General features: G+C 65.7%; 26 protein-coding genes. 5 read left to right on the top strand and 21 right to left on the bottom strand.

The window, feature by feature from the left end; translation table 11 throughout:
• From htpX to E3D03_RS10315, 3 genes are read left to right on the top strand one after another with little or no spacing between them, the layout of a single operon-like run.
• Complete coding sequence (gene htpX, locus E3D03_RS10325; RefSeq protein WP_263566888.1) at window positions 1-903, top strand: zinc metalloprotease HtpX; 903 nt, start codon at window positions 1-3, stop codon at window positions 901-903.
• A complete protein-coding gene (gene ruvB, locus E3D03_RS10320; protein ID WP_062561999.1) occupies window positions 900-1,925 on the top strand; it encodes a Holliday junction branch migration DNA helicase RuvB in 1,026 nt (341 codons plus the stop codon). Before htpX ends, ruvB begins: the two co-directional genes overlap by 4 nt.
• Entirely contained in the window at window positions 1,918-2,328 is a 411-nt protein-coding gene (locus E3D03_RS10315; RefSeq protein WP_062561998.1) for a PaaI family thioesterase, read from the top strand. Before ruvB ends, E3D03_RS10315 begins: the two co-directional genes overlap by 8 nt.
• Before the next feature lie 162 nt (window positions 2,329-2,490).
• Here E3D03_RS10315 and E3D03_RS10310 read toward each other — a convergent pair whose 3' ends face one another.
• The 9 genes from E3D03_RS10310 to tolQ form a co-directional block, all read right to left on the bottom strand.
• Window positions 2,491-2,808 carry a chorismate mutase gene (locus tag E3D03_RS10310; protein ID WP_263566887.1) on the bottom strand — a complete coding sequence of 106 codons (318 nt, stop codon included), beginning with the start codon at window positions 2,806-2,808 and terminating at the stop codon, window positions 2,491-2,493.
• 327 nt (window positions 2,809-3,135) lie between these two features.
• Window positions 3,136-5,034 carry an ATP-dependent zinc metalloprotease FtsH gene (gene ftsH, locus E3D03_RS10305; RefSeq protein WP_062561996.1) on the bottom strand — a complete coding sequence of 633 codons (1,899 nt, stop codon included), beginning with the start codon at window positions 5,032-5,034 and terminating at the stop codon, window positions 3,136-3,138.
• A 60-nt stretch (window positions 5,035-5,094) separates the two neighbouring features.
• Complete coding sequence (gene tilS / locus E3D03_RS10300; protein WP_263566886.1) at window positions 5,095-6,330, bottom strand: tRNA lysidine(34) synthetase TilS; 1,236 nt, start codon at window positions 6,328-6,330, stop codon at window positions 5,095-5,097.
• Entirely contained in the window at window positions 6,320-7,234 is a 915-nt protein-coding gene (locus E3D03_RS10295) for a tetratricopeptide repeat protein (RefSeq protein ID WP_263566885.1), read from the bottom strand. The genes tilS and E3D03_RS10295 overlap by 11 nt, the downstream gene beginning before the upstream one ends.
• Window positions 7,234-7,743: a peptidoglycan-associated lipoprotein Pal gene (gene pal, locus E3D03_RS10290; protein WP_062561993.1), complete on the bottom strand. Its 510-nt coding sequence runs from the start codon at window positions 7,741-7,743 to the stop codon at window positions 7,234-7,236. The genes E3D03_RS10295 and pal overlap by 1 nt, the downstream gene beginning before the upstream one ends.
• Window positions 7,744-7,764: 21 nt before the next feature.
• Window positions 7,765-9,075, bottom strand: coding sequence for a Tol-Pal system beta propeller repeat protein TolB (gene tolB / locus E3D03_RS10285; RefSeq protein WP_411969814.1), 1,311 nt, complete (start codon window positions 9,073-9,075; stop codon window positions 7,765-7,767).
• Window positions 9,076-9,151: 76 nt separating this feature from the next.
• Window positions 9,152-10,696 carry a protein TolA gene (locus E3D03_RS10280; RefSeq protein WP_263566883.1) on the bottom strand — a complete coding sequence of 515 codons (1,545 nt, stop codon included), beginning with the start codon at window positions 10,694-10,696 and terminating at the stop codon, window positions 9,152-9,154.
• Between the two features lie 4 nt (window positions 10,697-10,700).
• Window positions 10,701-11,177 (bottom strand): ExbD/TolR family protein, encoded by a 477-nt coding sequence (locus E3D03_RS10275; RefSeq protein ID WP_062561990.1) that lies wholly within the window; start codon window positions 11,175-11,177, stop codon window positions 10,701-10,703.
• Window positions 11,178-11,873, bottom strand: coding sequence for a protein TolQ (gene tolQ, locus E3D03_RS10270; protein WP_062561989.1), 696 nt, complete (start codon window positions 11,871-11,873; stop codon window positions 11,178-11,180).
• A gap of 294 nt (window positions 11,874-12,167) precedes the next feature.
• Here tolQ and E3D03_RS10265 point away from each other — a divergent pair, with 294 nt between their 5' ends.
• Window positions 12,168-12,608 (top strand): YbgC/FadM family acyl-CoA thioesterase, encoded by a 441-nt coding sequence (locus E3D03_RS10265; protein WP_263566882.1) that lies wholly within the window; start codon window positions 12,168-12,170, stop codon window positions 12,606-12,608.
• Here the strand turns inward: E3D03_RS10265 and E3D03_RS10260 are convergent.
• The 9 genes from E3D03_RS10260 to E3D03_RS10220 form a co-directional block, all read right to left on the bottom strand.
• Window positions 12,605-13,231, bottom strand: coding sequence for a YdeI/OmpD-associated family protein (locus tag E3D03_RS10260; RefSeq protein ID WP_263566881.1), 627 nt, complete (start codon window positions 13,229-13,231; stop codon window positions 12,605-12,607). The genes E3D03_RS10265 and E3D03_RS10260 overlap by 4 nt on opposite strands.
• Window positions 13,232-13,362: 131 nt before the next feature.
• Window positions 13,363-14,793: a Glu/Leu/Phe/Val family dehydrogenase gene (locus E3D03_RS10255; RefSeq protein WP_263566880.1), complete on the bottom strand. Its 1,431-nt coding sequence runs from the start codon at window positions 14,791-14,793 to the stop codon at window positions 13,363-13,365.
• 76 nt (window positions 14,794-14,869) lie between these two features.
• Window positions 14,870-15,052 carry a hypothetical protein gene (locus E3D03_RS10250; protein ID WP_263566879.1) on the bottom strand — a complete coding sequence of 61 codons (183 nt, stop codon included), beginning with the start codon at window positions 15,050-15,052 and terminating at the stop codon, window positions 14,870-14,872.
• 389 nt (window positions 15,053-15,441) lie between these two features.
• Window positions 15,442-17,235 (bottom strand): TniQ family protein, encoded by a 1,794-nt coding sequence (locus tag E3D03_RS10245; protein ID WP_263566878.1) that lies wholly within the window; start codon window positions 17,233-17,235, stop codon window positions 15,442-15,444.
• Entirely contained in the window at window positions 17,235-18,185 is a 951-nt protein-coding gene (locus E3D03_RS10240; protein ID WP_263566877.1) for a TniB family NTP-binding protein, read from the bottom strand. Before E3D03_RS10240 ends, E3D03_RS10245 begins: the two co-directional genes overlap by 1 nt.
• Entirely contained in the window at window positions 18,175-19,155 is a 981-nt protein-coding gene (locus E3D03_RS10235; protein WP_263566876.1) for a Mu transposase C-terminal domain-containing protein, read from the bottom strand. The genes E3D03_RS10240 and E3D03_RS10235 overlap by 11 nt, the downstream gene beginning before the upstream one ends.
• The gene (locus E3D03_RS10230; RefSeq protein ID WP_263566875.1) at window positions 19,152-20,309 is read right to left on the bottom strand and encodes a hypothetical protein; all 1,158 of its coding nucleotides are present in this window, start codon (window positions 20,307-20,309) and stop codon (window positions 19,152-19,154) included. Before E3D03_RS10230 ends, E3D03_RS10235 begins: the two co-directional genes overlap by 4 nt.
• Window positions 20,306-20,716 (bottom strand): Tn7 transposase TnsA N-terminal domain-containing protein, encoded by a 411-nt coding sequence (locus tag E3D03_RS10225; RefSeq protein WP_263566874.1) that lies wholly within the window; start codon window positions 20,714-20,716, stop codon window positions 20,306-20,308. The genes E3D03_RS10230 and E3D03_RS10225 overlap by 4 nt, the downstream gene beginning before the upstream one ends.
• Window positions 20,717-21,008: 292 nt before the next feature.
• Window positions 21,009-21,251, bottom strand: coding sequence for a transcriptional regulator (locus E3D03_RS10220; RefSeq protein ID WP_263566873.1), 243 nt, complete (start codon window positions 21,249-21,251; stop codon window positions 21,009-21,011).
• Between the two features lie 240 nt (window positions 21,252-21,491).
• Here E3D03_RS10220 and E3D03_RS10215 point away from each other — a divergent pair, with 240 nt between their 5' ends.
• Window positions 21,492-21,929, top strand: a complete 438-nt coding sequence (locus E3D03_RS10215) for a hypothetical protein (protein ID WP_263566872.1) — start codon at window positions 21,492-21,494, stop codon at window positions 21,927-21,929.
• A 265-nt stretch (window positions 21,930-22,194) separates the two neighbouring features.
• On the opposite strand, the gene E3D03_RS10210 is transcribed toward E3D03_RS10215, so the two are convergent.
• The 3 genes from E3D03_RS10210 to E3D03_RS10200 form a co-directional block, all read right to left on the bottom strand.
• Window positions 22,195-22,362, bottom strand: a complete 168-nt coding sequence (locus E3D03_RS10210; RefSeq protein ID WP_263566871.1) for a hypothetical protein — start codon at window positions 22,360-22,362, stop codon at window positions 22,195-22,197.
• A 106-nt stretch (window positions 22,363-22,468) separates the two neighbouring features.
• Window positions 22,469-22,903 (bottom strand): tyrosine-type recombinase/integrase, encoded by a 435-nt coding sequence (locus E3D03_RS10205; protein ID WP_263566870.1) that lies wholly within the window; start codon window positions 22,901-22,903, stop codon window positions 22,469-22,471.
• Between the two features lie 291 nt (window positions 22,904-23,194).
• Window positions 23,195-23,753: IS3 family transposase (locus tag E3D03_RS10200; protein WP_263566869.1), on the bottom strand; the 559-nt coding region annotated here is incomplete at its 5' end.

Raw genomic sequence — 23,753 nt, 5'->3', positions numbered from 1 at the left:
ATGACCGGAAACCTGCGCACCTTCGTCCTGATGGCCGCCCTGACCGCGCTGGTCATGGGCATGGGCTATCTACTGGGCGGCCAGGGCGGCGCGGTGATCGCGCTGGTGCTGGCCGGCGCCGGCAACCTGTTCGCCTGGTGGAACAGCGACAAGATGGTGCTGCGCCAGCAGGGCGCGCATCCGGTCACCCGCCAGCAGGCCCCGGAACTGGTCGACATGGTCGCGGAACTGGCGCAGCGCGCCGGCCTGCCGATGCCGGCGGTCTATGTGCTGGAGACCGAACAGCCCAATGCCTTCGCCACCGGCCGCAACCCGCAGAATGCCGCCGTGGCGGTGACGCAGGGCATCATGCGGGTGCTGAGCCGCGACGAGCTGGCCGGCGTGATCGCGCATGAACTGGCCCATATCAAGCATCGCGACACGCTGACCATGACCGTCACCGCGACCATGGCCGGCGCCATCGCCATGCTGGGCAACATGCTGATGTTTTCCAGCCTGTTTGGCGGACGCGACAACCGCGGCGGCGGGCTCGCCGGCATCCTGGCGATGATCTTTGCCCCGATGGCGGCGGGGCTGGTGCAGATGGCGATCTCGCGCACCCGGGAATACGAGGCCGACCGCATGGGCGCCCAGATCTGCGGCCAGCCGATGGCGCTGGCGGGCGCACTGGCCAAGATCTCGCGCGCGGCCGGGCAGGTGGTGAACGTCCCGGCCGAGCGGAACCCGGCCTCGGCGGCGCTGTTCATCGTCAACCCGCTGCACGCGCTGCGCATGGACAGGCTGTTCGCCACCCACCCGCCGGTCGAGGAGCGCATCGCCCGGCTGCAGGCCATGGCCGGCGGCTTTGCCGCCTCGCGCGTGCCGGGCGTCTCGGGCGGCGCCGGTCCCTGGGGCGACCGATGAGCCAGCCGGACCCGATGCTGCGCCCCGACCCGATCGAGGGCGAGACCGAGGACCGCGCGCTGCGCCCGCAGATGCTGGCGGATTTCGTCGGCCAGGCCGAGGCCCGCGCCAACCTGCGCGTCTTCATCGAAAGCGCCCGCATGCGCGGCAAGGCGATGGACCACACGCTGTTCCACGGCCCGCCGGGTCTGGGCAAGACCACGCTGGCGCAGATCATGGCGCGCGAGCTGGGGGTGAATTTCAAGATGACCTCGGGCCCGGTGCTGGCGCGGGCGGGCGATCTCGCCGCGATCCTGACCAACCTGGAAGCGCGCGACGTGCTCTTCATCGACGAGATCCACCGCATGAACCCGGCGGTCGAGGAGATCCTCTATCCGGCGATGGAGGATTTCGAACTGGACCTGGTGATCGGCGAAGGCCCGGCGGCGCGCACGGTGCGCATCGAGCTGCAGCCCTTTACCCTGGTCGGCGCCACCACGCGGCTGGGCCTCTTGACCACGCCGCTGCGCGACCGTTTCGGCATCCCGACCCGGTTGCAATTCTATACCATCGACGAGCTTGACCATATCGTGACCCGGGGTGCGCGGCTGCTGGACATCCCCTCCGAGCCCGCCGGCACGCGCGAGATCGCGCGGCGCGCCCGGGGCACGCCGCGCATCGCCGGGCGCCTGCTGCGCCGGGTGATCGACTTTGCCCTGGTCGAGGGCGACGGCAGGCTGACGCGCGAGATCGCCGACAGCGCGCTGACCCGGCTGGGCGTGGACCATATCGGCCTCGACGCCGCCGACCGGCGCTATCTGACGCTGATGGCCGAGCATTACGGCGGCGGGCCGGTCGGGGTCGAGACCCTCTCGGCCGCGCTGTCGGAAAGCCGCGACGCCATCGAGGAGGTGATCGAGCCCTATCTGATGCAGCAGGGCCTGGTCGCCCGCACGCCGCGCGGCCGGATGCTGGCGCGGCTGGGCTGGCGCCACCTCGGCCTCGACGCGCCGCGCACGCAGGAAAGCCTGTTCGATGACTGACCCGACCGACCGCATCCGCGACAGTTTCGACCGCCAGACCATGATGCAGACGCTGGGCGCCACCTTGCTGAGCGTCGAACCCGGCAAGGTCAGCATCGCCGCGCCGATCCTGCCGACGGCGCTGCAGCAGCACGGCGCCGGCCACGCCGGGCTGGCCTTCAGCATCGGCGATTCGGCCGCGGGCTATGCGGCGCTGTCGCTAATGCCCGAGGGCTCCGAGGTGATGACGGTCGAGATGAAGATCAACCTGATGTCGCCGGCGCTCGGCGACCGGCTGCTGGCCGAGGGCCGGGTCATCCGCCCCGGCCGCCGCATCATGGTGGTCGCCGCCGATGTCTGGGCCGAAACCGCCGGGGGGCGCAAGCATGTCGCCATGCTGCAAGGCACCATGATCCCGGTCTAGGTCGCAGATCCGGTGCCGCTGCCGCCGGGGGCTTTGCGCCCCCGGACCCCCGCAGGATATTTTCGCAAGAAAGAATGATCCGCCCACAAGACGGTTGGTTTCTTTCTTGCATGAATATCCTGGGGGAGCGCGGCACGCGCGGGGGCAAAGCCCCCATGGCGATCAGTCGTGCGGGCCGTCCGAGAGCACCCGATCCTCTTGCGCGATGAAATGCTCCATCATCAGCCGCCACAGGGCTTCGGCAAGGTCGGGGTCCAGACCCGCAGGGCCGGCAAGGCGGCGGGCATTGGCGGCGACTTCCTCGACGCGGCTGTCGATGCGGGCCGGCAGCCCTTCGCGGGCCTTGATCCGCGCCGCCTCGTCGATCAGCGCCGAACGCTCGGCCAGCATCGCGATCAGCCGGGCGTCCAGCGCGTCGATGCGGGCGCGCAGATCATGCATCGCGGAGTCGGGCGCCAGGTGCGGGTCGGAGGTGCTCATCCCTTCCCATGCCCCGATGCGCGCGCCGTGACAAGCCGGGGTATCGGCGGAATGTGGCGCAGATGTCGCACATCATGGGCGAAATTTCGCCTATGACGGAACATTCTGGCGTGAATGCGCATTTCGCTCTTAGCTGGGAGCGAGGTCATGCTCTCCGCATTACAGGGAAAGGATCTGAGGAATGACGGCCGCCAGTTTCGTGATCAATATCGGTTTCGGCCTGGGTCTGGCGCTTGGCGCGGTGGCGCTGCTGCTGCTCTAGCCCTCTCCTGACCGATCCCGCGGCAAGAAAGAACCCCCGGATCATCGATCCGGGGGTTTTCCTGTTCAGCCCTGCGGTTGCGGCGCGACCTCCGGTGCCGGTCCGGCGCTGCCGGCGCGCGGGATCGAACTGACCGAGGGGATCGAGGAGCTGGGCGTGTTGTCGTCGCCGCCCAAGGCCTCGCCGCGGATGACGCGGCCGATATCCTCGCCGGTCAGGGTCTCGTATTCCAGGAGCCCCTTGGCGAGGCGCTCGAATTCCTCCTGCTTCTCGTTCAGGATGCGCCAGGCCTCGCGATAGCCTTCCTCGATCAGACCGTGCACCTCCTGCTCGATCAGCTCCTTGGTCGCGGCCGAGACGGAGAAGCCGCCGGTATTGCCCTGGTAGCCCTCATGCGCCTCGGCATAGTCGATGTTGCCGACCTTGTCGGACATGCCCCAGCGCATCACCATGGCGCGCGCCAAGGCCGAGGCCTGCTGGATGTCGCCCGCCGGGCCGTTTGAGACGCCTTCCTCGCCGTATTTCAGGATTTCGGCGGCCTTGCCGGCCATGGTCATGGCGAGCTTCTGCTTGGCCTCGTCCTTGTGATAGTTCAGCCGGTCCATCTCGGGCAGCGACACCACCATGCCCAAGGCGCCGCCGCGCGGAATGATCGTCGCCTTGTAGACCGGGTCGCATTTCGGCAGCGACAGGCCGACGATGGCATGGCCGGCCTCGTGATAGGCGGTCTTTTCCTTCTGCTCGGGGGTCAGGACCATGCTGCGGCGCTCGACGCCCAGCATGACCTTGTCCTTGGCATTCTCGAAATCCTCCATAGCGACGAAGCGGCGGCCGATGCGGGCGGCGGTCAACGCGGCCTCGTTCACCAGGTTCATCAGGTCGGCGCCCGAAAAGCCGGGCGTGCCGCGGGCGATGATGCGCAGGTCGACGTCGGGGCCGACCGGCACCTTGCGGGCATGCACCGAGAGGATCTTTTCCCGGCCCTTGATGTCCGGGTTCGGGACATAGATCTGGCGGTCGAAGCGGCCGGGGCGCAGCAGCGCGGGGTCGAGCACATCCTTGCGGTTGGTGGCGGCGATGATGATGACGCCCTCGTTGGCGTCGAAGCCGTCCATCTCGACCAGAAGCTGGTTCAGGGTCTGCTCGCGCTCGTCATTGCCGCCGCCGATGCCGACGCCGCGGGCGCGGCCGACCGCGTCGATCTCATCGATGAAGACGATACAGGGGGCGGATTTCTTGGCCTGCTCGAACATGTCGCGCACGCGGCTGGCGCCGACGCCGACGAACATTTCCACGAAGTCGGAACCGGAGATGGTGAAGAAGGGCACGCCCGCCTCGCCCGCGATGGCGCGGGCCAGCAGGGTTTTACCCGTGCCGGGCGGGCCGACCAGCAGCGCGCCTTTCGGGATCTTGCCGCCGAGGCGGCTGAATTTCTGCGGGTTGCGCAGGAATTCGACGATCTCTTCCAGTTCTTCCTTGGCCTCGTCGATGCCGGCGACATCGTCGAAGGTCACCCGGCCGTGCTTTTCGGTCAGCAGCTTGGCGCGCGACTTGCCGAAGCCCATGGCCCCGCCTTTGCCGCCGCCCTGCATGCGGTTCATGAAGAAGATCCACACGCCGATCAGCAGGATGAACGGCAGCCAGACGCCCAAGAGCGACATGAAGCCCGACTGCTGCTGGCGCTCGACCTTGACCTCGACACCCTTGTCGATCAGCCGGTCGGCGATTTCCTCGCCCTGCGGCCGGACGGTGGCATATTGCTTGCCGTCCTTGCCGAGAATGCCGATCGTCTCGCCGTCGATGGTGACGGAGGAAACCTCGTCCTTGTCCACCCGCTCGATGAACTCGGAATAGCTGATCTGGCGGCTGTTCATCTGGGAAGATCCGTCGCTGAACAGGTTGAACAGCGCCAGGATCATCAGAAACAGCACGACCCAGAAGGCGATATTGCGCGCGTTGCCCAAAGGCAGGTCCTCCGCGGGTAAACAGGCTTTCGAGTGAAAATAGGGATTCCCGCGTCAGGTTCAATGCACATAGAGCATGGCGCGGAATTCCGGCAGGCCGCGCAGCGGTGTCGCGGCGATGCCGGGGGCGGGTTGCAGCAGCGGCGCGGCCAGCAGGGCCTGATCCTGCCAGATGCCGGGGGTCGCGGCAGCCTCGTCGCGCGTCAGGCCCGAATCGCGCCAGCCGAGGCCGGAGAGCGGCGCGTGGCCCAGCGCGCGGACCTGCTGGCCCGGTTGCAAGCCGGTGACGCGCCAGCGGCCGTCCCAAAGCGCCGGATCGCCGGCGACGGGGGCGGCGCGCAGGCTGGCGGCGGGTTCGCGGATCAGGTGCAGCCAGCCGGCGCGGGTGCGGGCGATGACGCCCTCCAGCGTGACCTGCCGGCCCTGCGCCAGTTCCGCCAGCGCGCGCTGCACCGGCGCGCGGCGCGGCGGATAGCCGGCGCCGGTGACAAAGCGCAACCCTGCGACAAGAAGTCGCCGGCGGATCTCGGCCGGGGCGGCCAGGAAGGCGGGCAGCGGCAGGTCCAGCCCGCCGGCGCGGGACTGCGCGCCCTGCGCCGCCTCGGCCGCGTAATGCGCCAGCGCATCGCGGGCCATGCCGAGATTATCCAGCGATTGCGCCAGTTGCGGCAGCGGCAGGTCCAGCCCCGCCATGGCCTTACGCAGGCGAATGCGGTGGAAATCGTCGCGCTCGTTCGAAGGGTCGTCGATCCAGCCGATGCCGCGCGCCGACAGCCAGTCGCGCAGTTCCGCGCGCGAGATCGCCAGCAGCGGCCGCAGCCAGAGCGCGCCTTCGGCCTCGCGCCGGTCGGCCATGCCGCAAAGCCCGTCCAGCCCGGCGCCGCGCGCCAGCCGCATCAGCAGCGTCTCGGCCTGGTCGTCCAGCGTATGGCCCAGAAGCACGGCGGAAAGCCCGTGCCGCCGCGCCCAATCGGCCAGCAGACGCAGCCGGGCGTCGCGCGCGGCGCCCATCAGGTTGCCGCCGCCCTCGCGGTGCCACGGCAGGATCTCATGCGGGATGCCAAGGCTGGCCGCGGCCTGACCGGCGCGGCGCGCCTCATCGGCGGAACCGGGGCGCAGGCCGTGGTCGACCGTCGCCGCCATCAGCCGCGCCCGGCCCCAGCCCTGCGCCAGATGCATCAGCGCGGTGGAATCGCCGCCGCCCGACAGGGCGATGCCCAAGGTTGGCAGGGCGCCGGCCAGCCGGTCCAGCGCGGCATGGGCGCGGTGCTCGACCGTGCCCGGCTCAGCCGCCATCCGCCAGGTCCGCGGCCGCCTCGGGGTCCATGCCCTCGACCGCCTCGTCGGCGGCGCCCTCGATCAGCGCCTCGCAACCGGATTCGGCCATGCGCTTCTCGGCCTCGGCCGCTTGCGGCGCCGAGGGGAAGCGGCTGGTGATTTCCTGAAGATAATAGCAGCCCTCGGCCGGCCCGCCCTCGGCGGACATGGCCCGCGACAGGCCCAGCAGCGCATCCGGCGCCTGCGGCCCATCCGGGTTGGCGGCAAAGCTTTCCAGCCAGGCGATGCCGGCGCCGTCCAGGTCGCCGGCGGAATCCAGCGCCGCCCCGCGCAAGAACAGCGCCTCGGCGGTCAGCGGACCGCCGGCATGGGTCTTGGCGACGGCCGCGAAGAGGTCCGCAGCACGGCGAAAGTCACCTTGACCGAGCACCTCCCGGGCCCGGTCGAAATCGGCCTTTTCCGCCGCGGTGGCGGCCCCGGCCGAGGGGGTCCTGGCGGGCGCGAGCGCCCCCTGCTGGTCCGAGGACGGCAGCGGCGACGATCCGCCCTGCTCGCCCAGCGTCGGCGTGGTCAGGCTGCCCAGGTCGCAGCCCTCTTCCATCTCGCACAGGCGGAACTCGATGTCGCCGATGCGGGTGGTGCCGTCCCGGACCACGCGGTCGATGCGGTTCTGCAACTGCTCGGTCTGGCCGGTCAGCTGCGCCAGCCGCGCCTCCATCGCGTTCATGCGGTCGATGGCGCTGTCGCCGCCCGCCGCGGCAAAGCCGGCCTGGCCCGAGGCGACGAGCTGGCCGCGCAGGTCCTGCAGATCGGCCGAAAGCTGGTTCAGCTCGGCCCGGATGTCGGCCAGGGTCTGCGCGTCCTGCGCCGCCACCGGCAGCGCCGCCAGCGCGAAGCCGGCCGCAAGAAGCAAGCGGCGCATCACATGCCCACCCCGGGGCTGACCACCGTCACGGCGCGACGGTTCTTGGTGAAGCAGTCCTCGGTCGAGCAGATCGCCAGCGGCCGTTCCTTGCCATAGCTGACGGTGCGGATACGGCCGGGCTGCACGCCTTGCGAGATCAGGTATTCCTGCACCGAATTCGCCCGCCGTGCGCCCAGCGCGAGGTTGTATTCGCGGGTGCCCTGTTCGTCGGCATGGCCCTCGATCAGGGCCGAGAAGCCGGCGTTCTGGTTCAGCCAGCCGGCCTGGTTGGCCAGCGTGGTGCGGGCCTCGGGCGTCAGCGTCGACTGGTCCAGCGGGAACAGCACCGTGTCGCCCGCCGTCGCCTTGAAATGCTCGGCCGTGCCGGGCAGCGCCGAGGCGCCGACCCCGCCCGGGCCGCCGGCCCCGGCATAGGGGTCCTGCACCTGCATGTCCTGCGCCGGCCGGGCACAGGCCGCCAGCGCGAGAACGGCACCGATTGCGGCAATCTTGAGGAAAGTTTTCATGATCCTGTCCATCTTACGCGCTTAGGGCAGCAGCGGACCCCAATCGGGGTCCGATGCCGCGCCACTGATCTCGACCGGGCGCATGTTGCGCCCGGTGATGTCCACCGAATGCAGCCGGGGCTGGCCATTGCCGCCCGGCGTCACGCGGGTGAACATCACCACGCGGCCATTGGGGGCCCAAGTCGGGCCCTCGTCAAGGAACGATTCTGTCAGCATTTTCTCTTCCGAGCCATCGGTGCGCATGACGCCGATGTGGAACTTGCCGCCGACCTGCCGGGTAAAGGCGATCATGTCGCCGCGCGGCGACCAGACCGGCGTGCCATAGCGGCCGTCGCCGAAGCTGATCCGCTTCGGCTCGCCGCCGTTCGCGCCCATGACGTAAAGCTGCGGCGTGCCCGAGCGGTCGCTTTCGAAGACGATCTGCTTGCCGTCCGGGCTGTAGCTGGGCGAGGTCTCGATCGAGGGCGCGTTGGTCAGCGCCCGCTGCGCGCCCGAGGCCGCGTCCATCTGGTAGATGTCGGTATTGCCGCCCTGCTCCAGCGAATAGACGATCCAGCGCCCGTCGGGCGAGAAGCGGGGCGAGAAGCTCATCGAGCCGTTGCCGCCGGCGGAAAGCTGGCGCGCGCCGAGGCTGTTCACGTCCATCAGCATCGCCTGCGGGAAGCCGGTGGCATAGCTGGTGTAAAGCAGCCGCGAGCCGTCGGGCGAGAAGCGCGGCTTCAGCACCAGCGCGGAATCGTCGGTCAGCCATTTCACGTTGGCGCCGTCGTAATCCATGATGCCGATGCGCTTCCTGCGGGCGTCCTTGGGCCCGCTTTCCTGCACGAAGGCGACGCGGCTGTCGAAATAGGGCCCCTCGCCGGTCAGGCGGGAATAGACCTGGTCTGCGGCCTTGTGCGCCGCGCGGCGCCAGTTGCCGGTCGCGGCGTCGAACTGCATGCCGTCGCCCAGCGGCTGGCCGGCGAAGACGTCGAACAGGCGAAACTTGACGATGACCTTGCCGCCCTCGACCCGGACGGCGCCGGTGATCAGGGCCTGGGCATTGATCGCCTTCCAGTCCTCATAGCTGACCGGCGCGTCGAAGCTTTCGGGCCGCGCGATATGGGCCGAGGCCGGGATCTCGCGGAAAAGGCCGGTGCCGGTCAGGTCGGCGGCGATCAGCTTTTGCACCTGGCCCAGGTATTCGCCGGCGCCGCCCTCGTCGTGGAAGGCCGCGATGGCGAAGGGCATCGGCTCGATCACCCCGTCGGTGATCTCGATCCGCAGCGGGCCGTCCTGCGCCAGGACCGGCGCGGCAAGCCCAAGGCCGGCAAGGGCCATGACGGAAGTCAGAAGAAATTGTCGCAACATGAATCGCCCTCGTAAGGTCTTGGTTGCAGGATAGAGTGTCGCGGGCGGGGATACCATGTCACTTGACCCGCGCCCCGCCGCTGGCGTTGAAGTCGATGATGACATCCTTCCAGCGGTTGTATTTTTCCGGCGGCAGCTTGTAGCCGCCCTTCTCGCACATCAGGATCGCCCGGCGCGCGGCCTCATAGGCCTGTTTCGCCGCCGCGTCCGAGCCGCCGTCATGGCCGATCATCCGCAGCGAGCCCTTCTCGACCGTGCCGTCCGGCGCCATCGCGAATTGCACCGAAACCGTGGTCCGGCTGGCCTCGGTCGAAAGCGAGCCGCGGTTCCAGCATTGCTCGACCGCGACGCGGAAGCCGTCCTTCTCGCCCTGGCTCAGCGGCGGGCCGCTGGCGGCGGCGCCACCGCCGCCCGAACCGGCCGAGCCTTCGTCCTTCTTCTGCGCTTCGGCCAGGGCCTTCTTGGCGGCCTCGGCGGCCTTGCGCTCGGCCTCGGCCTTTTCCTTGGCCTTGGCCTCGGCGGCGGCTTCGGCGGCAGCCTTCCTAGCCGCGGCGGCTTTCTCGGCGGCGGCCTTTTCCTCGGCCTCCTTCCTGGCCTTGGCCTCGGCGGCCTTCTTCTCGGCGGCGGCTTTCTCGGCCTTCTCGGCAGCCTCCTGCTCGGCGGCCTTTTCGGCGGCGGCGCGGCGGGCGGCTTCGGCCTTGCGTTCTGCGGCCTTGCGTTCTGCGGCCTTCTGCTCGGCGGCCTTTTCGGCAGCGGCGACCTTCTGCTCGGCGGCTTCTGCCTCGGCCTTCGCCTCGGCCTCGCGGCGGGCGCGTTCCTTGGCCTGGCTGGCCTTGCGGGCGGCATCGGCTTCGGCCTCGCGCGCCTCGGCTTCGCGGCGCTCATCCCTGGCGCGTTCCTCGGCGGCACGGCGGGCGGCGTCCTGCTGCGCCCTCTTGGCGGCGGCCTGTTCGGCGGCGGCTTCCGCGGCCTCGCGGGCCAGCACCGCCTCGCGCTGGCGCGCGGCCTCGGCGCTGGCGCGGCGGGCCTGCACGGCCTCGGCCAAGCCCTCGGGACGACCGCGCGGGCGCGACGATTCCACCGGCGCCTGGGCCGAGCGCTGCGGGATCGGCGCCGGCGATTGCGCGGGATTGCGCACCGGATCGGGGCGGTCGGCGGGCTGCGGCAAGGCAGCCAGCTCGACGGCATTGTCGGGCTGGGCCGGCTGCGGCGCGTCGGTCGCGGCGGCGACCGGCCGGGCGGCAGCCTGGAAATCCGACAGGTCCGGCCGCGCCTCGGGCCGTTCCGCGGGCGTGGCCAGGTCGGCCGCCTGCCCGTCCGGGCTGGGCGGGCTCACGGCCTCGACTGCGCCGGGGCGGTTTTCGTCGGCGGGCGCGCGCGGCTGGGCCGGGGTGGTCGAGGCGGTGTCGCTGACCGGGCCGTGGCCTGCGGCAGCGGCGGCCAGCGACTGGAATTCGGCATCGGTCATGGTCGCGACCTCGGCCATGCGCACGGCCTCCAGCGGCTGCGGCCGGAACAGCGCGCCGCCGACCAGCGCCGCGCCCAGAAGCGAGGCATGCGCCACGCCCGAGACCCAGTAGCCGATGCGATCCGCGCGTTCCATGGGCTCAGCCATTCCCGCCAGCGCCGGCGCCCGCGTCCATGCGCGGCCCGCCGGCATCGGTGACCAGCACGATATTGTTGAAGCCGGCGGCATTCAGCGCGCCCATGACCTGCATGACGCGGGCATAGGGAATGGCGCCGTCGGCACGCAGGTAGATCTTGTCGCTCTGGCGCTCCTCGGCCACGGCGCGCAGGCGCGACACCAGCTCGTCCTCGGGCACTTCCGAGGTCATGACCAGGATCGGCCCCTCGGGCGTGATCGAGACCGCGAGCGGCTCCTCGGGCTCGGCCGGCACCGCCTGGGCGGCGGTCTTGGGCAGTTCCAGCGGCACGCCCACGGTCAGAAGCGGCGCCGCGACCATGAAGATGATCAAGAGCACCAGCATCACGTCCACGAAGGGCGTGACGTTGATTTCCGCCATCGGCTGGCTGCGGGCGCGGCCCCGGCCCTTGCGTCCGCGCTTGACGACCCCGGCGCCCATCTATTCGTCGTCCAACTGGCGCGACAGGATGGTCGAGAACTCGTCCGCGAAGGATTCGTAATTCCCGGTGATGCGGTCGCTGTCGGTGCTGAGCTTGTTGTAGAAGATCACCGCAGGAATGGCCGCGAGCAGGCCCAGCGCGGTCGCGACCAGCGCCTCGGCGATCCCGGGCGCCACCACGGCGAGCGAGGTGTTCTGCGAGATGGCGATCTCCTCGAAGGCGGTCTTGATGCCCCAGACGGTGCCGAACAGCCCGATAAACGGCGCGGTCGAGCCGACGGTGGCGAGGAAAGGCAGCCCGCCGGTCAGCCGGTCGTTCTCGCGGTTGATCGCCACGTTCATGGCGCGGTCGATGCGCGCGGTGGCGCCGGCGATCAGGTTGCCGTCGTCGCGATGGCTGCGGCGCCATTCGGTCATGCCGGCGGAAAAGATCCGCTCGGCCGCGCCCGAGGGCGTGTCGCCGATGCGGTCGTAGAGATCCTCGAGCGGTTGGCCGGACCAGAAGGCGCGGTCGAAACGGTCGGCGTCGCGCCGGGCGGCGGCATAGGTGATGAATTTCTGGATGATGATCGACCAGGCCCAGAACGAGGCCAGGATCAGGATCACCATGACGATCTGCACGGTCAGCGAGGCGCGTGCGAACAGCGCGATCAGCGAGAAATCGACCGGCTGCCCGGCTCCGGCGAGTTGTTCCATGGAATGTGGCCTGTCCTTTGGGCCGCTGCGGCGCGGCTTCTGCCTTGGGCAAGTAGCAGAAGCCCGCCTGCGGCAAAACCCTGCCGGTGTCAAATCTGCGTCAAGTGCCGCAGGGGCTGGCGCGCGGCCCCGGGCCGCATTGACCCGCGCGCGCGATCTGGCTAGCACGGCACCTGGCGGCATCTTGCCGCCCCGCACGGATATTAGCGCAGAATTTACAGTTTCGCGGCATGAACCGGCAGGCGGCCGCGACCCGGTCGCCGCCACCATCGCCAACCGGAACGGAGGCCCGGCATGCAACCGACATCATCCCGCCCCTCGGGCAGGGCGTTTTCGCAGACCTACCGCATCTATTACGCCGATACCGATGCCGGCGGCATCGTCTATCACGCCCGCTACCTGGAGTTCGCCGAGCGCAGCCGGGCCGAGATGCTGCGCCAGGTCGGCCACCCGCTGGTCGGCCCGGCGGGCGAGCAATTCGTGGCCCGGGCGGCGGCGCTGTCCTGGCAGAAGCCGGCGCGGCTGGATGACTTGATCACCTGCGAGACTTCGGTGATGCAGGCGCGCGGCGCCAGCATCCGCATCCGCCACGCCTTCTTCCGGGGGGAAGAGGCGCTGGTCGAGATCCAGATCGACCTTGTCCACGTCAACAGCGCGATGCGGCCGACGCGGGTGCCCGACGCGCTGCGCGCGCGGCTGGCGCCGTTCCTGGAAAGCCCCGCACCCGGCGCCTAACGCTCGGTTGCACCCTTGCCGGCGAGGATGCGGTCGCGGAACTTCTCGATCCGCGCCACCCGGGTCGCGGATTGCCGGGCCTGGTTCAGGTTGAAGAAATAGCTTCTCTGCCGTCCCGGGGTCAGGGCGTGGAAGGCCTCGGCCAGCTCCGCGTCGGCATCCAGCGCCTCGGCCAGCTCGTCCGGCATCTCGATCCGGCTTTCCGGCTTCGGCGGCTTGGTCCCGGCCTCGGCGTGGTCCATCAGCTGCCGCAGATAGGCCCGGATCACCGGCGCCAGCGCCGCGACCTGCGCCGGGTCGGTGAAGCGGATCGTGCCCGGCGTGGCGCTGTTCGGCCCCTGCGGCTCGAGCACGCCCTCGGTATCGCGAAGCAGGCCCGGATTCATGAAGCTCAGCCGGAAATCGCCCCGCAGCGCCCCCAGGATCGCGATATTGCGCCCGGCATGCCTATAGACCGGATGCGCCCATTTCACCGTCTCGGCCAGGCCCATCTCCAGGCAGAGCCGGCGCAATGCGACCAGCCCCTCGTTCCAGACCAGGGCCGAGCAATCCGGGGTCGCAAAGCGGGCACAGCGGCCGCAGCCCCTGGTGAAGAAATCCCCGACCTCGGTGATCATCGCCATGCGCCGTTCCTCCCTGCCCTGTCGACCGCCGTGGATCCGCGCCAGGATCCGGCGCCGTCACAACATAGAGCAGGATGGCCGCATTTCCATGCAGGACGCGGCGCGTCCCGCATGGCGCGCGGGCCCGAGCCTTACAGCCCCTTCGAGCGATAGGTGCTGGCCACGCGCTCGATGGCGACGATATAGGCGGCGACGCGCAGGTCGGTCACGTCGTTGCGGCTGTGCCACAGCTCGCGCATCGACTGATAGGCCGTCCGCATCGTGTCATCCAGCCCCGAGCGCACCAGCGCCAGCTCGTCCGAGCCGGTCAGGAACTTTTCCTTGAAGTTCGGCTTCAGTTCCCAGCCCAGGCCCCGGTCGGCCGAAAGCCGTTCCAGCTCCGCCACCAGCAGGCGCGAGCGCGCCTCCTCGGCCCGGCGCTGCATGCGGCCGAAGCGGATATGCGACAGGTTCTTGACCCATTCGAAATAGCTGACGGTCACGCCGCCCGCGTTGGCATACATGTCGGGGATGATCAGCACGCCCTTGTTGCGCAGGATCTCGTCCGCGCCGAAGGTGACGGGGCCGTTCGCCGCCTCGACGATCAGTCGGGCCTTGATGCGGTCGGCATTGCCGAGATGGATCACCCCCTCCATCGCCGCCGGGATCAGGATGTCGCAGGCATGCTCCAGCACCGAGGCGCCATCCTCGACATAGGTGGCATTGGGGAAGCCGCGCACGCCGCCGGTCTCGGCGATCCAGGTCTTCAGCGCCTCGATGTCGAGGCCGCGCTCGTCGATGACCGCGCCGTCGCGCTCGATCACGCCCACTACCTTCACGCCATCCTCCTCGGACAGGAACTTGGCGGCGTGATAGCCGACGTTGCCCAGGCCCTGCACCACGGCGGTCTTGCCCTCGAGCGCGCCCTCCAGGTTGGCCAGCGTCACGTCTTCCTTGTGGCGGAAGAATTCGTGCAGCGCGTATTGCACGCCGCGGCCCGTCGCCTCGACCCGGCCGCGGATGCCGCCCGAGTTCAGGGGCTTGCCGGTGACGCAGGCCTTGGCGTTGATGTCGGTGGTGTTCATGCGCGCATATTGGTCGACGATCCAGGCCATCTCGCGCTCGCCGGTGCCCATGTCGGGGGCGGGCACGTTCTGGGCCGGGTTGATCAGGTCGCGCTTGATCAGCTCATAGGCGAAGCGGCGGGTGATCTGCTCCAGCTCATGCACCTCCCATTGCCGCGGGTCGATGCAGAGCCCGCCCTTGGAGCCGCCGAAGGGGGTCTCGACCAGCGCGCATTTGTAGGTCATCAGCGCGGCCAGCGCCTCGACCTCGTCCTGGTGGACGGAAAGCGCATAGCGGATGCCGCCCTTGACCGGTTCCATATGTTCGGAATGGACCGAACGGTAGCCGGTGAAGGTCTCGATCTTGCCGCGCAGCCGGACACCGAAGCGCACGGTATAGGTCGAGTTGCAGACCCGGATCTTTTCGGCAAGACCCGGCGACAGGTCCATGTGCCGCACGGCACGCTGGAACATCAGGTCGACGGATTCGCGGAAGCTGGGCTCGCTGTCTAGGGGCATGGTCGGGGGTCTCCTGCGGCTGACGCCTGGGCGGTCCGTCCAGCATAGCGCCGGATCGGTGTTTGTGGCCAAGGATTTAGAGGCAGTGCTTCGGAAAGGCCAATGCCGATCGGGGCTTGGTCATTCCGTTTGCGCATAGATTAATGCGATGACGTTCCGGCCACGGGGCCGAAGGCCGCGCTGCGGGGGCGGTTTCCAGATCCTTGCGCACGATGTTGTCGAGCATCGCGTCCGCCAGCAGGCGCTTCAGTCCGACCATCGACAGTTTGCTCGCCAGTTCGGCTTCTTCAGGAGAAAGCTTCTCGGCCCAGCCAGGCGATTCCGCCTCGCTCTTGGCCGCCCTGCCGCATCGCGAGACACCCTACCGCCGTCAACGCTGATAGTCGTACTCGAGCTTCCTGAATACCCGCAGGACAAGCGCGGCATCATCAAGAGGCAGTTTCCGTGATTAAAAGAGCAGAACTATCCGCCTCTCATCATCGGGTGGCAATAATCACAAAGATTTTCCGCTTGCGCGGAAAATTTCCGAACAATATCAACTACAGGCCGGGTGGATCGACAGTTCGTCCTGCCCTTTTTCTCAGATAGCGTTACCTCACCGCGCCCATGAAAAAGCCGGCGCGTGGCCGGCTTTGTCAGATAATGGGTTTACGCGACGTCGGCGCGTCTAAAGATCATTGTGCTCTGCAATCCCAAGGGGAGTGGGAGTGCACCGTTGGAGATTTGATAGTTGAACTTATCGTCAGGGGATCGACCCGACCGTTCGATCAGCTCAGTCAGGGAAATATGCACCGCCTGAAACTCCTCAAAAGATTTTTTGCAGCTGTATTTCCCACCTCGGATACCTGCGCTCTTGCGTGTCGTCGGTGGAGCAAGAAAGCCTGCCTGCCTCAAGCGATAAACTGTGGGTCTGCTGATCTTTAGAATTCGCGCGACGCTCCATGAAGATACAACGGGTTCTTGGGGTTTGCTGTAGATACCGTGCAAGGAGCTTGGATCGACCCGGAATGCTCTAAAGTTGTCGGCGCATTCTCCCTCAAAATACAGCGGGATACGGCACTCAAGGATGAGCTTTGTGAGTACCGCAATCGCTACACCACGCCTGCAAGCTGCTGTTGAGACATCAATAAGATAGTTGTTCGCCCCTGCGGGCTTTGCCAGCCTCCGTAACTGTTCCAGGAATGCTTTCAAATCTTCTTGCCGGTAGATTGTCGACCTTTTCCCATATTCGGATTGCTTTGGGATGAGGCCATGGCGTGCAAGCCGCGCAAGCACCACTGTTTCAACTCCAATCTCTTTCGCAGCTTCTTTTGCACTGATGCGTGCTCCGAGCTCTGCGATGATGTCGGTCAGCATGGCAGTCGGAATATATCGCGTCAGTGTGTAAAATCTGTCGCTGGCGTGCGGTTTTGCCATTCCCAAAGTGACCAGTTTCTGGCCGAGCCTATGGTGAGGGATGCCGAACACCTGCTTTGCCGTCGAGAATGAGTGCAACAGTTGCTCAGGGCAATGCTTGCCGAGGACAGTCGAACCCACCGTAACCGGAAAGTTTTTAAAAATGAAATCCCGGACAATGTCACGCACGACATCAAAATCCCGGTCATCGTCGCGAAAGCGCAGCCAATCGAAGAATACGCCGTAGTGTGAACGGTAACGTTTTTCCCCGACTGGATGCGAATCTTGAATTTCCTTGAGCTTTTGACGCAACGCCTCCGGACCCCCGCGAAGGATGCTCAAGCCAGCGGTGCCGGCCGCTGCCCATTGCGCGTCGGCAAGTTCCGCTCGCTTTACCCTTGGTCCCAAGGTCAGAAGCGCGCCAAGCATCTCGCAAGTCTGCGCTGCAATATGAAACGGCAAGCGGTCCAGCCAGCTTTTTCCGGGTCCGGTCAGGATTCGATCGGTCAAATACCGCTCCAGTTCCGGATCCTGAGACGCAGCCAAATCACCAGCTGTTGGTTGAAACCCGTCGAGCATGGGGACGTGATCAAAACAATCATTGCCGTTCTTTGGCTTGGGAACTGCAACGAGATGGCGCCCGTGCTTCACACAGGTGCGGATCGCCGCGAGTTGCCAGACCCCATGATGGACGATTTCTGTCGTGTTGCGCACCTCGCTGATACACATGGGGCAAATCCGAAGCGTTGTCCGTATGAACCCCGTGAATTTGATGCGTTCGTTTCCGAGTCGAAACCTACCCGGTTCAATCAGGGAAGGTGTTGCCGCTTGCAGCGGGACGGGATCGATATCGCCCAGAACTGCCAACCTTTGGATTTCGACCGGATCGCCGTTTACAAGCGCGAAGTAGTCGATCCCAACGTCCGAGCAGAAGGCGATCAACCGGGGCACGCCATTCCGCCGAGCCAGGCGAGAGGCGAAGGATGTCGCGGATTCCCCCACGATCGTGGGGACTGTCAACGGTAACGGTTTTGTTGCCGTGAACATCAACATTTCTCCCGTGAGAAGACCTGCCGCGCATCAATCCGGTAAAAATCGGGGATGATGAACGGATTGAATGAATCGTCGCAAGCGGTCCGCAGGTGATAGGCGCGGGCAAAATCCTGCGATGCCAGCTGGCGGGCACCGTTGAGGAAGGCCTGTTCGATGGCCGCCAGCGTCAGTTCGATGACCAGGCCGAACTGATTGGCTGCCGCGTGGATCAGCCGTTCACCATGTGCAAGTTCGACAATGCCGGGGGCTGGCGGTAGTCCGGCGCGCTTGCAGTAGTTTTCCACGAGATCCAGCACGTCATTGCCATGCGCGGCCGGCGACAGGCTGTTGAAATGCACCGTCTGCATCCGCCGCGCCAGTTGTGGGTCATGGTTCAGGATGTCCTCCAGCTCCGGCGTCCCAGAGAGGATGATCCCGACGGGCCAGTCTGGATCGGTCATCAGGGTTTTCAGCATCGAGGCCACGGCATTCAACTCGTGCTTCGTGCCCCGGGATGCCAGATCCTGCGCCTCGTCCAGATGAACGAACAGCACCTGCCGTTCCTTCAGGTGATGACGGACCAAATCCCAGATGTACCAGGCCTGCCGCTCCGAGCTGATCTGATAGCCCAAGGCGCGCAGCAAGGTGTAGCCGACGAATTTCAACGTCGCCGGCGATGGCACGCGAAGGCTGATGATCGGCGCATCCCAATGGCGGGTCGTTGACAGCTGCTGGCCAACACCGGAAAGCAGGTGGTGCATCGCCGCGCTTTTCCCGGTGCCCGAGGGGCCGGACAAGGCGAGCCCATGGGCTTCGCTTGATCGGCCTGCGTCAAGATCGGATAGGCGCTTGGCGACCAGCATGGCAAAGCGCGCCTCAAGCGGCTCGAACCGTTCGTGATGGATGAAATGCTCCCGAAGTGCGGCAATTTTCTCGGCGGCGTTACGAATGATGTCATTGCTCATCGTCGAATCTCCAGCGGTTCCGGCGTTCACGCGCGGGCGGTGATTGGTCATGGTGGTCAGTGAGGTTCTCGGATGGCCCACCTGCACGCGGCACGATCTGGATGCCGTCAGAGAGAGGCTCGGAAGAAGGCCGGGCATGCCCGAGGCGCTCGGCATCGGAGCGCAAGGGGAAGTGCAGTGCGGATTGATTGCGCTCCACGTCTAGGTCGGTGACGCGGAACGACGTCAGTTCACGCAGCACAAAAGCACGCCGGTTGATTTCCGAAATCCGCTCAATCGCTCGGCGGACCATGGGTGCATCCAGTTCGGCATCCCGTTGGTGCTTGATGCGGAGTGTCCGGGTGACTTCTTGAAGCTCGTCATAGCTGATACCGTCGAAGCCGCTCTGGTTGGCCATGGCGGGATGCCATGTCGCACCCACCTTGACGGCGATCCAGCCGATATCGCGCAGATCTGCGCGGATTTCGACATTGCGTTCCGGCGCATGCAGGAAAGCCTCGCGCAACGCCTCGCAGCTATAGGTCAGGCCCGCGAACAAAACGCCATCGCCGCGCAACTTGCGCCGCAATGGCCTGCCGAAAGCCTTGCGCAAGGCCAGACCATCGGGAACCGGCGGCGTGCCGTGTTCGGCGACCAGGCGCGACCACGCCTGATTGGGCGTCTCTCCACCCAGCGATCCGTGGGGTTGATTGTGATAGATGTCGACGACATAGGTCAGCAGGATCGTGATCAGGTCGTCGTCGCAGAGGCACGCCAACTGCTCCGACGGATAATCGCCGCGCTCAACGGTATCGAAGAAGGTCCGGCCGACCAGAAGGGGCATAAGCTGGTGCCCATAGGTTCGGAAGAAGGTTTCGATATGACCGCGCAGCCAAGGCAGGCCAGCAGGCGGAAGATGCGCGGTGATGCCGAGCGACGAGACTGTCCCCTGAAATTCGTCGGAAACGAAGGCGCCGCCCTGGTCCGTCACCAATGTCCCGATACCCCCATGATGGTGCCAGGTGCTTTCGCATCCTGCCGCATGCGCGATCGGCGTCTTGTCGACGAAATGTCGCGCAGCGCCTTGATCGCATCGCCCGAGTTTGGCGTCTCGGCCAGACGCATGGAGAGAATACACCGGGTCGTACAATCAATAGCGACATATAGCCACCGGCGCCCGGCCTCGAACCGTGCCTGCCTCTCTGCGGGGAGATGGTCCCAAATGCCGGACAATGTCAGTAGTGAGATCACATCGAGGCGGTTTTCGTCCATTTCGACACGTTCCAGCGGCTGCTGGACGTCAGGGCCATTCTCGTAAAGCGTGAATCTGGCATTTGCCGCCGCGGTGCCGAATCGCTTGGCATGTACATAGTATGGATCGGCCTGGGCAAGACGGCGCTTGATGGTTTGGCGCGACGGCACAACCAGTTCGGGCAGGCCAGCTTCAACCCGACGACGGTTTTCGCGGCGGAAGAGCTCCAGCGTGTCTGCAACGGCCTGCGTTCTGGTTGGGCGTTGCGTGTCGGCATAGATTTCGATGACCTGGTTCATCAACGCCTCAGTGCGATGACACCAGCGCGGCTTGCGATTGCCGCAGCGATGCATCTCCGGAATCAGCACTACCGCCGAATATCCGGCCCGTTCATAGCGCCGCACCCATCCGAGGCCTGTCCGGCTACAGGGAAGCTGGCGGGTGATGATGTCGGCGCCCGGCCGAACGACCCTGCCGCTGGCCGGCCCCTCACCAACGCGGCGCTGGATTTCGGCGGCCAGCCTCTCACGCGCTTTCAGATATCCATCATGCGTCCGGTTGATAAGACCAAGCGATTCCAGGTACAGAAACGCGTCGCAGAAGGCCTTGCACCAGAGCACGAACCGCCGAACCGACTCGCGCAACTCATTGACGACATCAACCGGCTTGCGACTGCGTATCTCTTGCGCCGAACGATCGGAATAGCCTGCAATATAAGTGGTATCCGGTCGACGCAGCAACTCGGCCAGTTCCTCATGGGAATACCACTCGGTGATTCCGGGCTGCCCAACACGCTCGAACAGACCGCCCTTGTCGTCGATCTCCAGCGGGCGCATCGCAATGCCCGCCGTGGTGATCAGATCGGATTTGGAGAAACGGAACCGGATCGTCATACCGCCACCTCCGTCAAAACGGGACGGGTCCGGGCAAGTTGGCGTGCGGCCGCCGCGGCGGCCGCGCGGTCAAGATGATGGTCGGTGATCAGCATCACCCGATCGGCAAATTGCTTTGGTGTCGCGGCGGCCACCCTCTCCAACTCGGAGAGAAAGTTGCGCGCAATTACTCGCTGCATCGGTTTCACCGCCACGGCGATGCGTTGGCCATCCGTCTTCGTCACGAGAAAATCGAAGATATGCTTGGCCGGACGGCCATCACGACCAACATAATGCACGACCGGCGGCTGGTCCCAGATGTGCTGGATATCGTCACGCACCAAGGTCAGGCACAGGAAGGCATATTCCAGCACGCTTTCGAACTGCAGGATGCGCGGTCGGGGAAAGCCTGGCAGCTTGGCGACCATGGCGCCCCGGAGACTTGCCCGGGATCGGCGCGATATCGTGCGGGTCGCATGGCTCGGTTCCGGCCCGCGATAGATCAGGTTTTGGTTCATGATGTTCGGAGCGCGGCGGCCACCGCCTCATCGGCGGTGACGGGGCGATCTCCCCCTTTTGGACGTGTTGAACAGCCCTGCCGGCCACCGCGACCGGCAGGTTGACTTTTTGTTCGACTCGGGGGATGAATGAGGTGTCGCGACCAAACGACAACCAAAAGGGGCGCCTGTGTCAGCAGGGGCCCTTTTTCATATCCCGTTGTCAGCTATGTCCGGTCTTGACGCCCTCCTCTGCCTCGTAACGATCAGGAAAGAGCAGCTGCGGGGTGGTCCCAAGCTGGTCAGCGATTTCGCGCTGCACACGATGCGACCGGCGGTAGCCTTGGCTGACCACGGTCACGCTGCTTTGCGAGATGCCGAGCGACCGGGCGATCTTAGCCATCGACGAACCTACCAGCCGAAGCCGGCATTTGAGGATTTCATGGCCCTCGAGATCGACCTTCATCGGGATGCAAGTCCTTGGTCTGCAGAGTTGCGCTGCGAATCAGAGATTCGGAAAATCTCCATCTATGCAACAACTTCTGCGTTGGCTCTCATTTTTGCAGAGTTTGACCGGTAATACATCCGGCCAAGCTGAGAATTCACCACGACGCTCGGCTTATTTGGTGCTAACTTCACCGATATCCCATGCATATAGGGCGATCGAGACCTTACTGCCTAGCCATCATACATTCCGGAGATTGGGATGATTGGGTTGTCTGAAGAAGAAGTAACCGCTCTCGAGGCCGCCAAAGCGTCTGCGCTCGCCGCTCAGATTATTATTGATCGGCTGGTGAGAAAAAGCCGCGATGCTCGCTTGACCGAGATCCTTGCAAGAAAAACGGCCCGGCCTGCTGCCATGCCGAAGATTTTGCCGGAAAAGATCCCGGAACGACAAGATTTTCCAAAGCCAGCTTCGCGTATGCCACAGCATCCTAAGAATCGCTGGAACTGGAAGCCACCTGCACCACCTGAAACTGCGATCGTTCGTGAGACCTTCGATCTTGTGAAATCATTCGGTGGACTGGCATCCACACATTCGCTTGACCACACTCAAACCAAACGGGCGCTGCGAGAGGCGGGAATTGATATCTGCGAAGAAATCGCGCGGGACGGGGTCGCGGCATCTCTGTCTAGGAGTTGAGCCGTCGCCACGGGGTCGGTCGCGACACCATCGCCAGGTGGATCAGGAAGACGGGTCGCATCGTCAACCCGCGCAACGGCAACCGACGCTACGACGAAGCACTCATCTTGGAAACTTTTAGAGTAACCCGTTCGGTCAACAAGGCAGCCATAGCGGCCGAAGTATCGTGGGCTACCGCGCGCGCTGTTCTCTCACGATCTGGAAAACGGGCGGAAGGGAAATTGAAACCTGTTTCCGTCTCGCGGCCTGGAGGGGGAGTGGCACATCAGTCTTCACCCCATTCCTGATCAAAGAATCGCTTTTCGTTCTCCCAATCGGACGGGCCGCTAAACCCCAGATCCTTCGCGAGTTTCTGAATCTCTGCGACCCGCTTCGCCATCTCGCCTGGCGGATCAGCTGGGAGATCGGTGTGTTCGTGCGGTTTGCTTTCCATAACCCTTCCTGAAACAGTACCGCCACAAGTAATAGCGTCCCTTGGCCGTCCCGCCCTGCATCAGCAACGGCACCCTCCATGTCAGGTGATCTTATCATGGCCCCCTTCAGCGCCAAATATCTTGAAACCGCACTGCCGCCGTGCGGGTATAGCGGGCGGTATGCCGGGGATCGCGATGGCCGAGATAGTCCTGGATCAGCCGCAGGTCACGCCCGGCATGGGCCAGGGTATGCCCGCAGGAATGGCGCAGCATATGAGGATGCACTGCGCCGAGCCCGGCTCGTGCCGCGATGCGGGTCAGGAGATAGTTCACCGCCTGCCGCGTCAGCGGCTGGCCACGCTCCGACAGAAACAGCCAGGGCATTGGATCAGCGCGACCGGTCAGATGCCGACGTAACACCCGAATCTCATCCCCTGCCAGCGGCTGGCTGGTGGAAAGCCCGTGTTTCAGCCGCTGCACCCAGAGTTGGCCAGAGGGCAGATCGAGATCTGTCCGGCGCAAGGCTATTAGCTCGCTGACCCGCAGCCCGTGCCGATACATAGCAGCAGCATGAGATGATCGCGCGCGCCGTGTCGGCCGGACCTGGCCGCAGCCAGCAGGCGCATGACCTCGTCCGGGGTCAGGTAGTCTCGGCGACGCAGGTGCGCATCGACCGGCGTGCTGCTGTCACTCTTGACAAAACGCCGGCCGGTGCGCGGTCGGGTCATGTGATTTTGCCCTGCGATTGCTGGTGCTGACCTCGCCTACTCTTTACAAAACACGCCTTCTGTAAAGAGTGCGCTCTTGTCACACTGAACCGCGCCGGGTTTGCCGGAGGCTGATTTTGGTTAGTTACGCGGCCATGGGTTCAGTTTCCAGAGCTGCGTAGAAGTTGGCCTCGGCTTCTGCTGGCGGGATGTTCCCGATGGGCTCGAGAAGACGACGGTTGTTGAACCAGTCCACCCATTCGAGCGTCGCGTATTCAACGGCTTCCAAGCTTCGCCATGGGCCACGGCGGTGGATGACCTCAGCCTTGAACAGGCCATTGATCGTCTCGGCCAAGGCGTTGTCGTAACTGTCGCCGACGCTGCCCACCGAGGGTTCGATACCGGCTTCCGCCAAGCGCTCAGTGTAGCGAATAGACAGGTATTGCGAGCCCCTGTCGCTGTGGTGAACCAGCCCCATGCCCTTTCCGGGGCGGCGATCATGCACCGCCTGTTCCAAGGCATCGAGAACGAACCCCGCATGCGCCGAACTGCTGACGCGCCAGCCAACGATCTTGCGAGCATAGGCATCGATGACAAAGGCGACATAGACGAACCCCTTCCAGGTGGCGACATAGGTGAAATCCGATACCCAAAGCATGTTCGGGGCCGGAACGCGGAACTGGCGGTTCACCTTGTCCAGCGGA

The organism is Paracoccus sp. DMF (assembly GCF_004407025.1).
Lineage (GTDB): Bacteria > Pseudomonadota > Alphaproteobacteria > Rhodobacterales > Rhodobacteraceae > Paracoccus > Paracoccus aminovorans_B.
The sequence above is the reverse complement of the archived record's forward strand: the minus strand, read 5'-3'. Positions and strand labels throughout refer to the sequence as shown.

Coding starts and splice junctions, on each gene's coding strand:
- tilS (WP_263566886.1), bottom strand. CDS start 6,330: ATGGCGGCTGAGCCGGGCACGGTCGAGCACCGCGCCCATGCCGCGCTG.
- E3D03_RS10250 (WP_263566879.1), bottom strand. CDS start 15,052: ATGGTCGGACTGAAGCGCCTGCTGGCGGACGCGATGCTCGACAACATC.
- E3D03_RS10230 (WP_263566875.1), bottom strand. CDS start 20,309: ATGACGATCCGGTTCCGTTTCTCCAAATCCGATCTGATCACCACGGCG.
- E3D03_RS10295 (WP_263566885.1), bottom strand. CDS start 7,234: ATGCGCCGCTTGCTTCTTGCGGCCGGCTTCGCGCTGGCGGCGCTGCCG.
- E3D03_RS10315 (WP_062561998.1), top strand. CDS start 1,918: ATGACTGACCCGACCGACCGCATCCGCGACAGTTTCGACCGCCAGACC.
- E3D03_RS10210 (WP_263566871.1), bottom strand. CDS start 22,362: ATGGAAAGCAAACCGCACGAACACACCGATCTCCCAGCTGATCCGCCA.
- E3D03_RS10245 (WP_263566878.1), bottom strand. CDS start 17,235: ATGTTCACGGCAACAAAACCGTTACCGTTGACAGTCCCCACGATCGTG.
- E3D03_RS10280 (WP_263566883.1), bottom strand. CDS start 10,696: ATGGAACGCGCGGATCGCATCGGCTACTGGGTCTCGGGCGTGGCGCAT.
- E3D03_RS10260 (WP_263566881.1), bottom strand. CDS start 13,231: ATGGCGATGATCACCGAGGTCGGGGATTTCTTCACCAGGGGCTGCGGC.
- E3D03_RS10220 (WP_263566873.1), bottom strand. CDS start 21,251: ATGAAGGTCGATCTCGAGGGCCATGAAATCCTCAAATGCCGGCTTCGG.
- E3D03_RS10215 (WP_263566872.1), top strand. CDS start 21,492: ATGATTGGGTTGTCTGAAGAAGAAGTAACCGCTCTCGAGGCCGCCAAA.
- ruvB (WP_062561999.1), top strand. CDS start 900: ATGAGCCAGCCGGACCCGATGCTGCGCCCCGACCCGATCGAGGGCGAG.
- pal (WP_062561993.1), bottom strand. CDS start 7,743: ATGAAAACTTTCCTCAAGATTGCCGCAATCGGTGCCGTTCTCGCGCTG.
- E3D03_RS10225 (WP_263566874.1), bottom strand. CDS start 20,716: ATGGTCGCCAAGCTGCCAGGCTTTCCCCGACCGCGCATCCTGCAGTTC.
- E3D03_RS10240 (WP_263566877.1), bottom strand. CDS start 18,185: ATGAGCAATGACATCATTCGTAACGCCGCCGAGAAAATTGCCGCACTT.
- E3D03_RS10205 (WP_263566870.1), bottom strand. CDS start 22,903: ATGTATCGGCACGGGCTGCGGGTCAGCGAGCTAATAGCCTTGCGCCGG.
- E3D03_RS10255 (WP_263566880.1), bottom strand. CDS start 14,793: ATGCCCCTAGACAGCGAGCCCAGCTTCCGCGAATCCGTCGACCTGATG.
- tolQ (WP_062561989.1), bottom strand. CDS start 11,873: ATGGAACAACTCGCCGGAGCCGGGCAGCCGGTCGATTTCTCGCTGATC.
- E3D03_RS10275 (WP_062561990.1), bottom strand. CDS start 11,177: ATGGGCGCCGGGGTCGTCAAGCGCGGACGCAAGGGCCGGGGCCGCGCC.
- htpX (WP_263566888.1), top strand. CDS start 1: ATGACCGGAAACCTGCGCACCTTCGTCCTGATGGCCGCCCTGACCGCG.
- E3D03_RS10265 (WP_263566882.1), top strand. CDS start 12,168: ATGCAACCGACATCATCCCGCCCCTCGGGCAGGGCGTTTTCGCAGACC.
- E3D03_RS10310 (WP_263566887.1), bottom strand. CDS start 2,808: ATGAGCACCTCCGACCCGCACCTGGCGCCCGACTCCGCGATGCATGAT.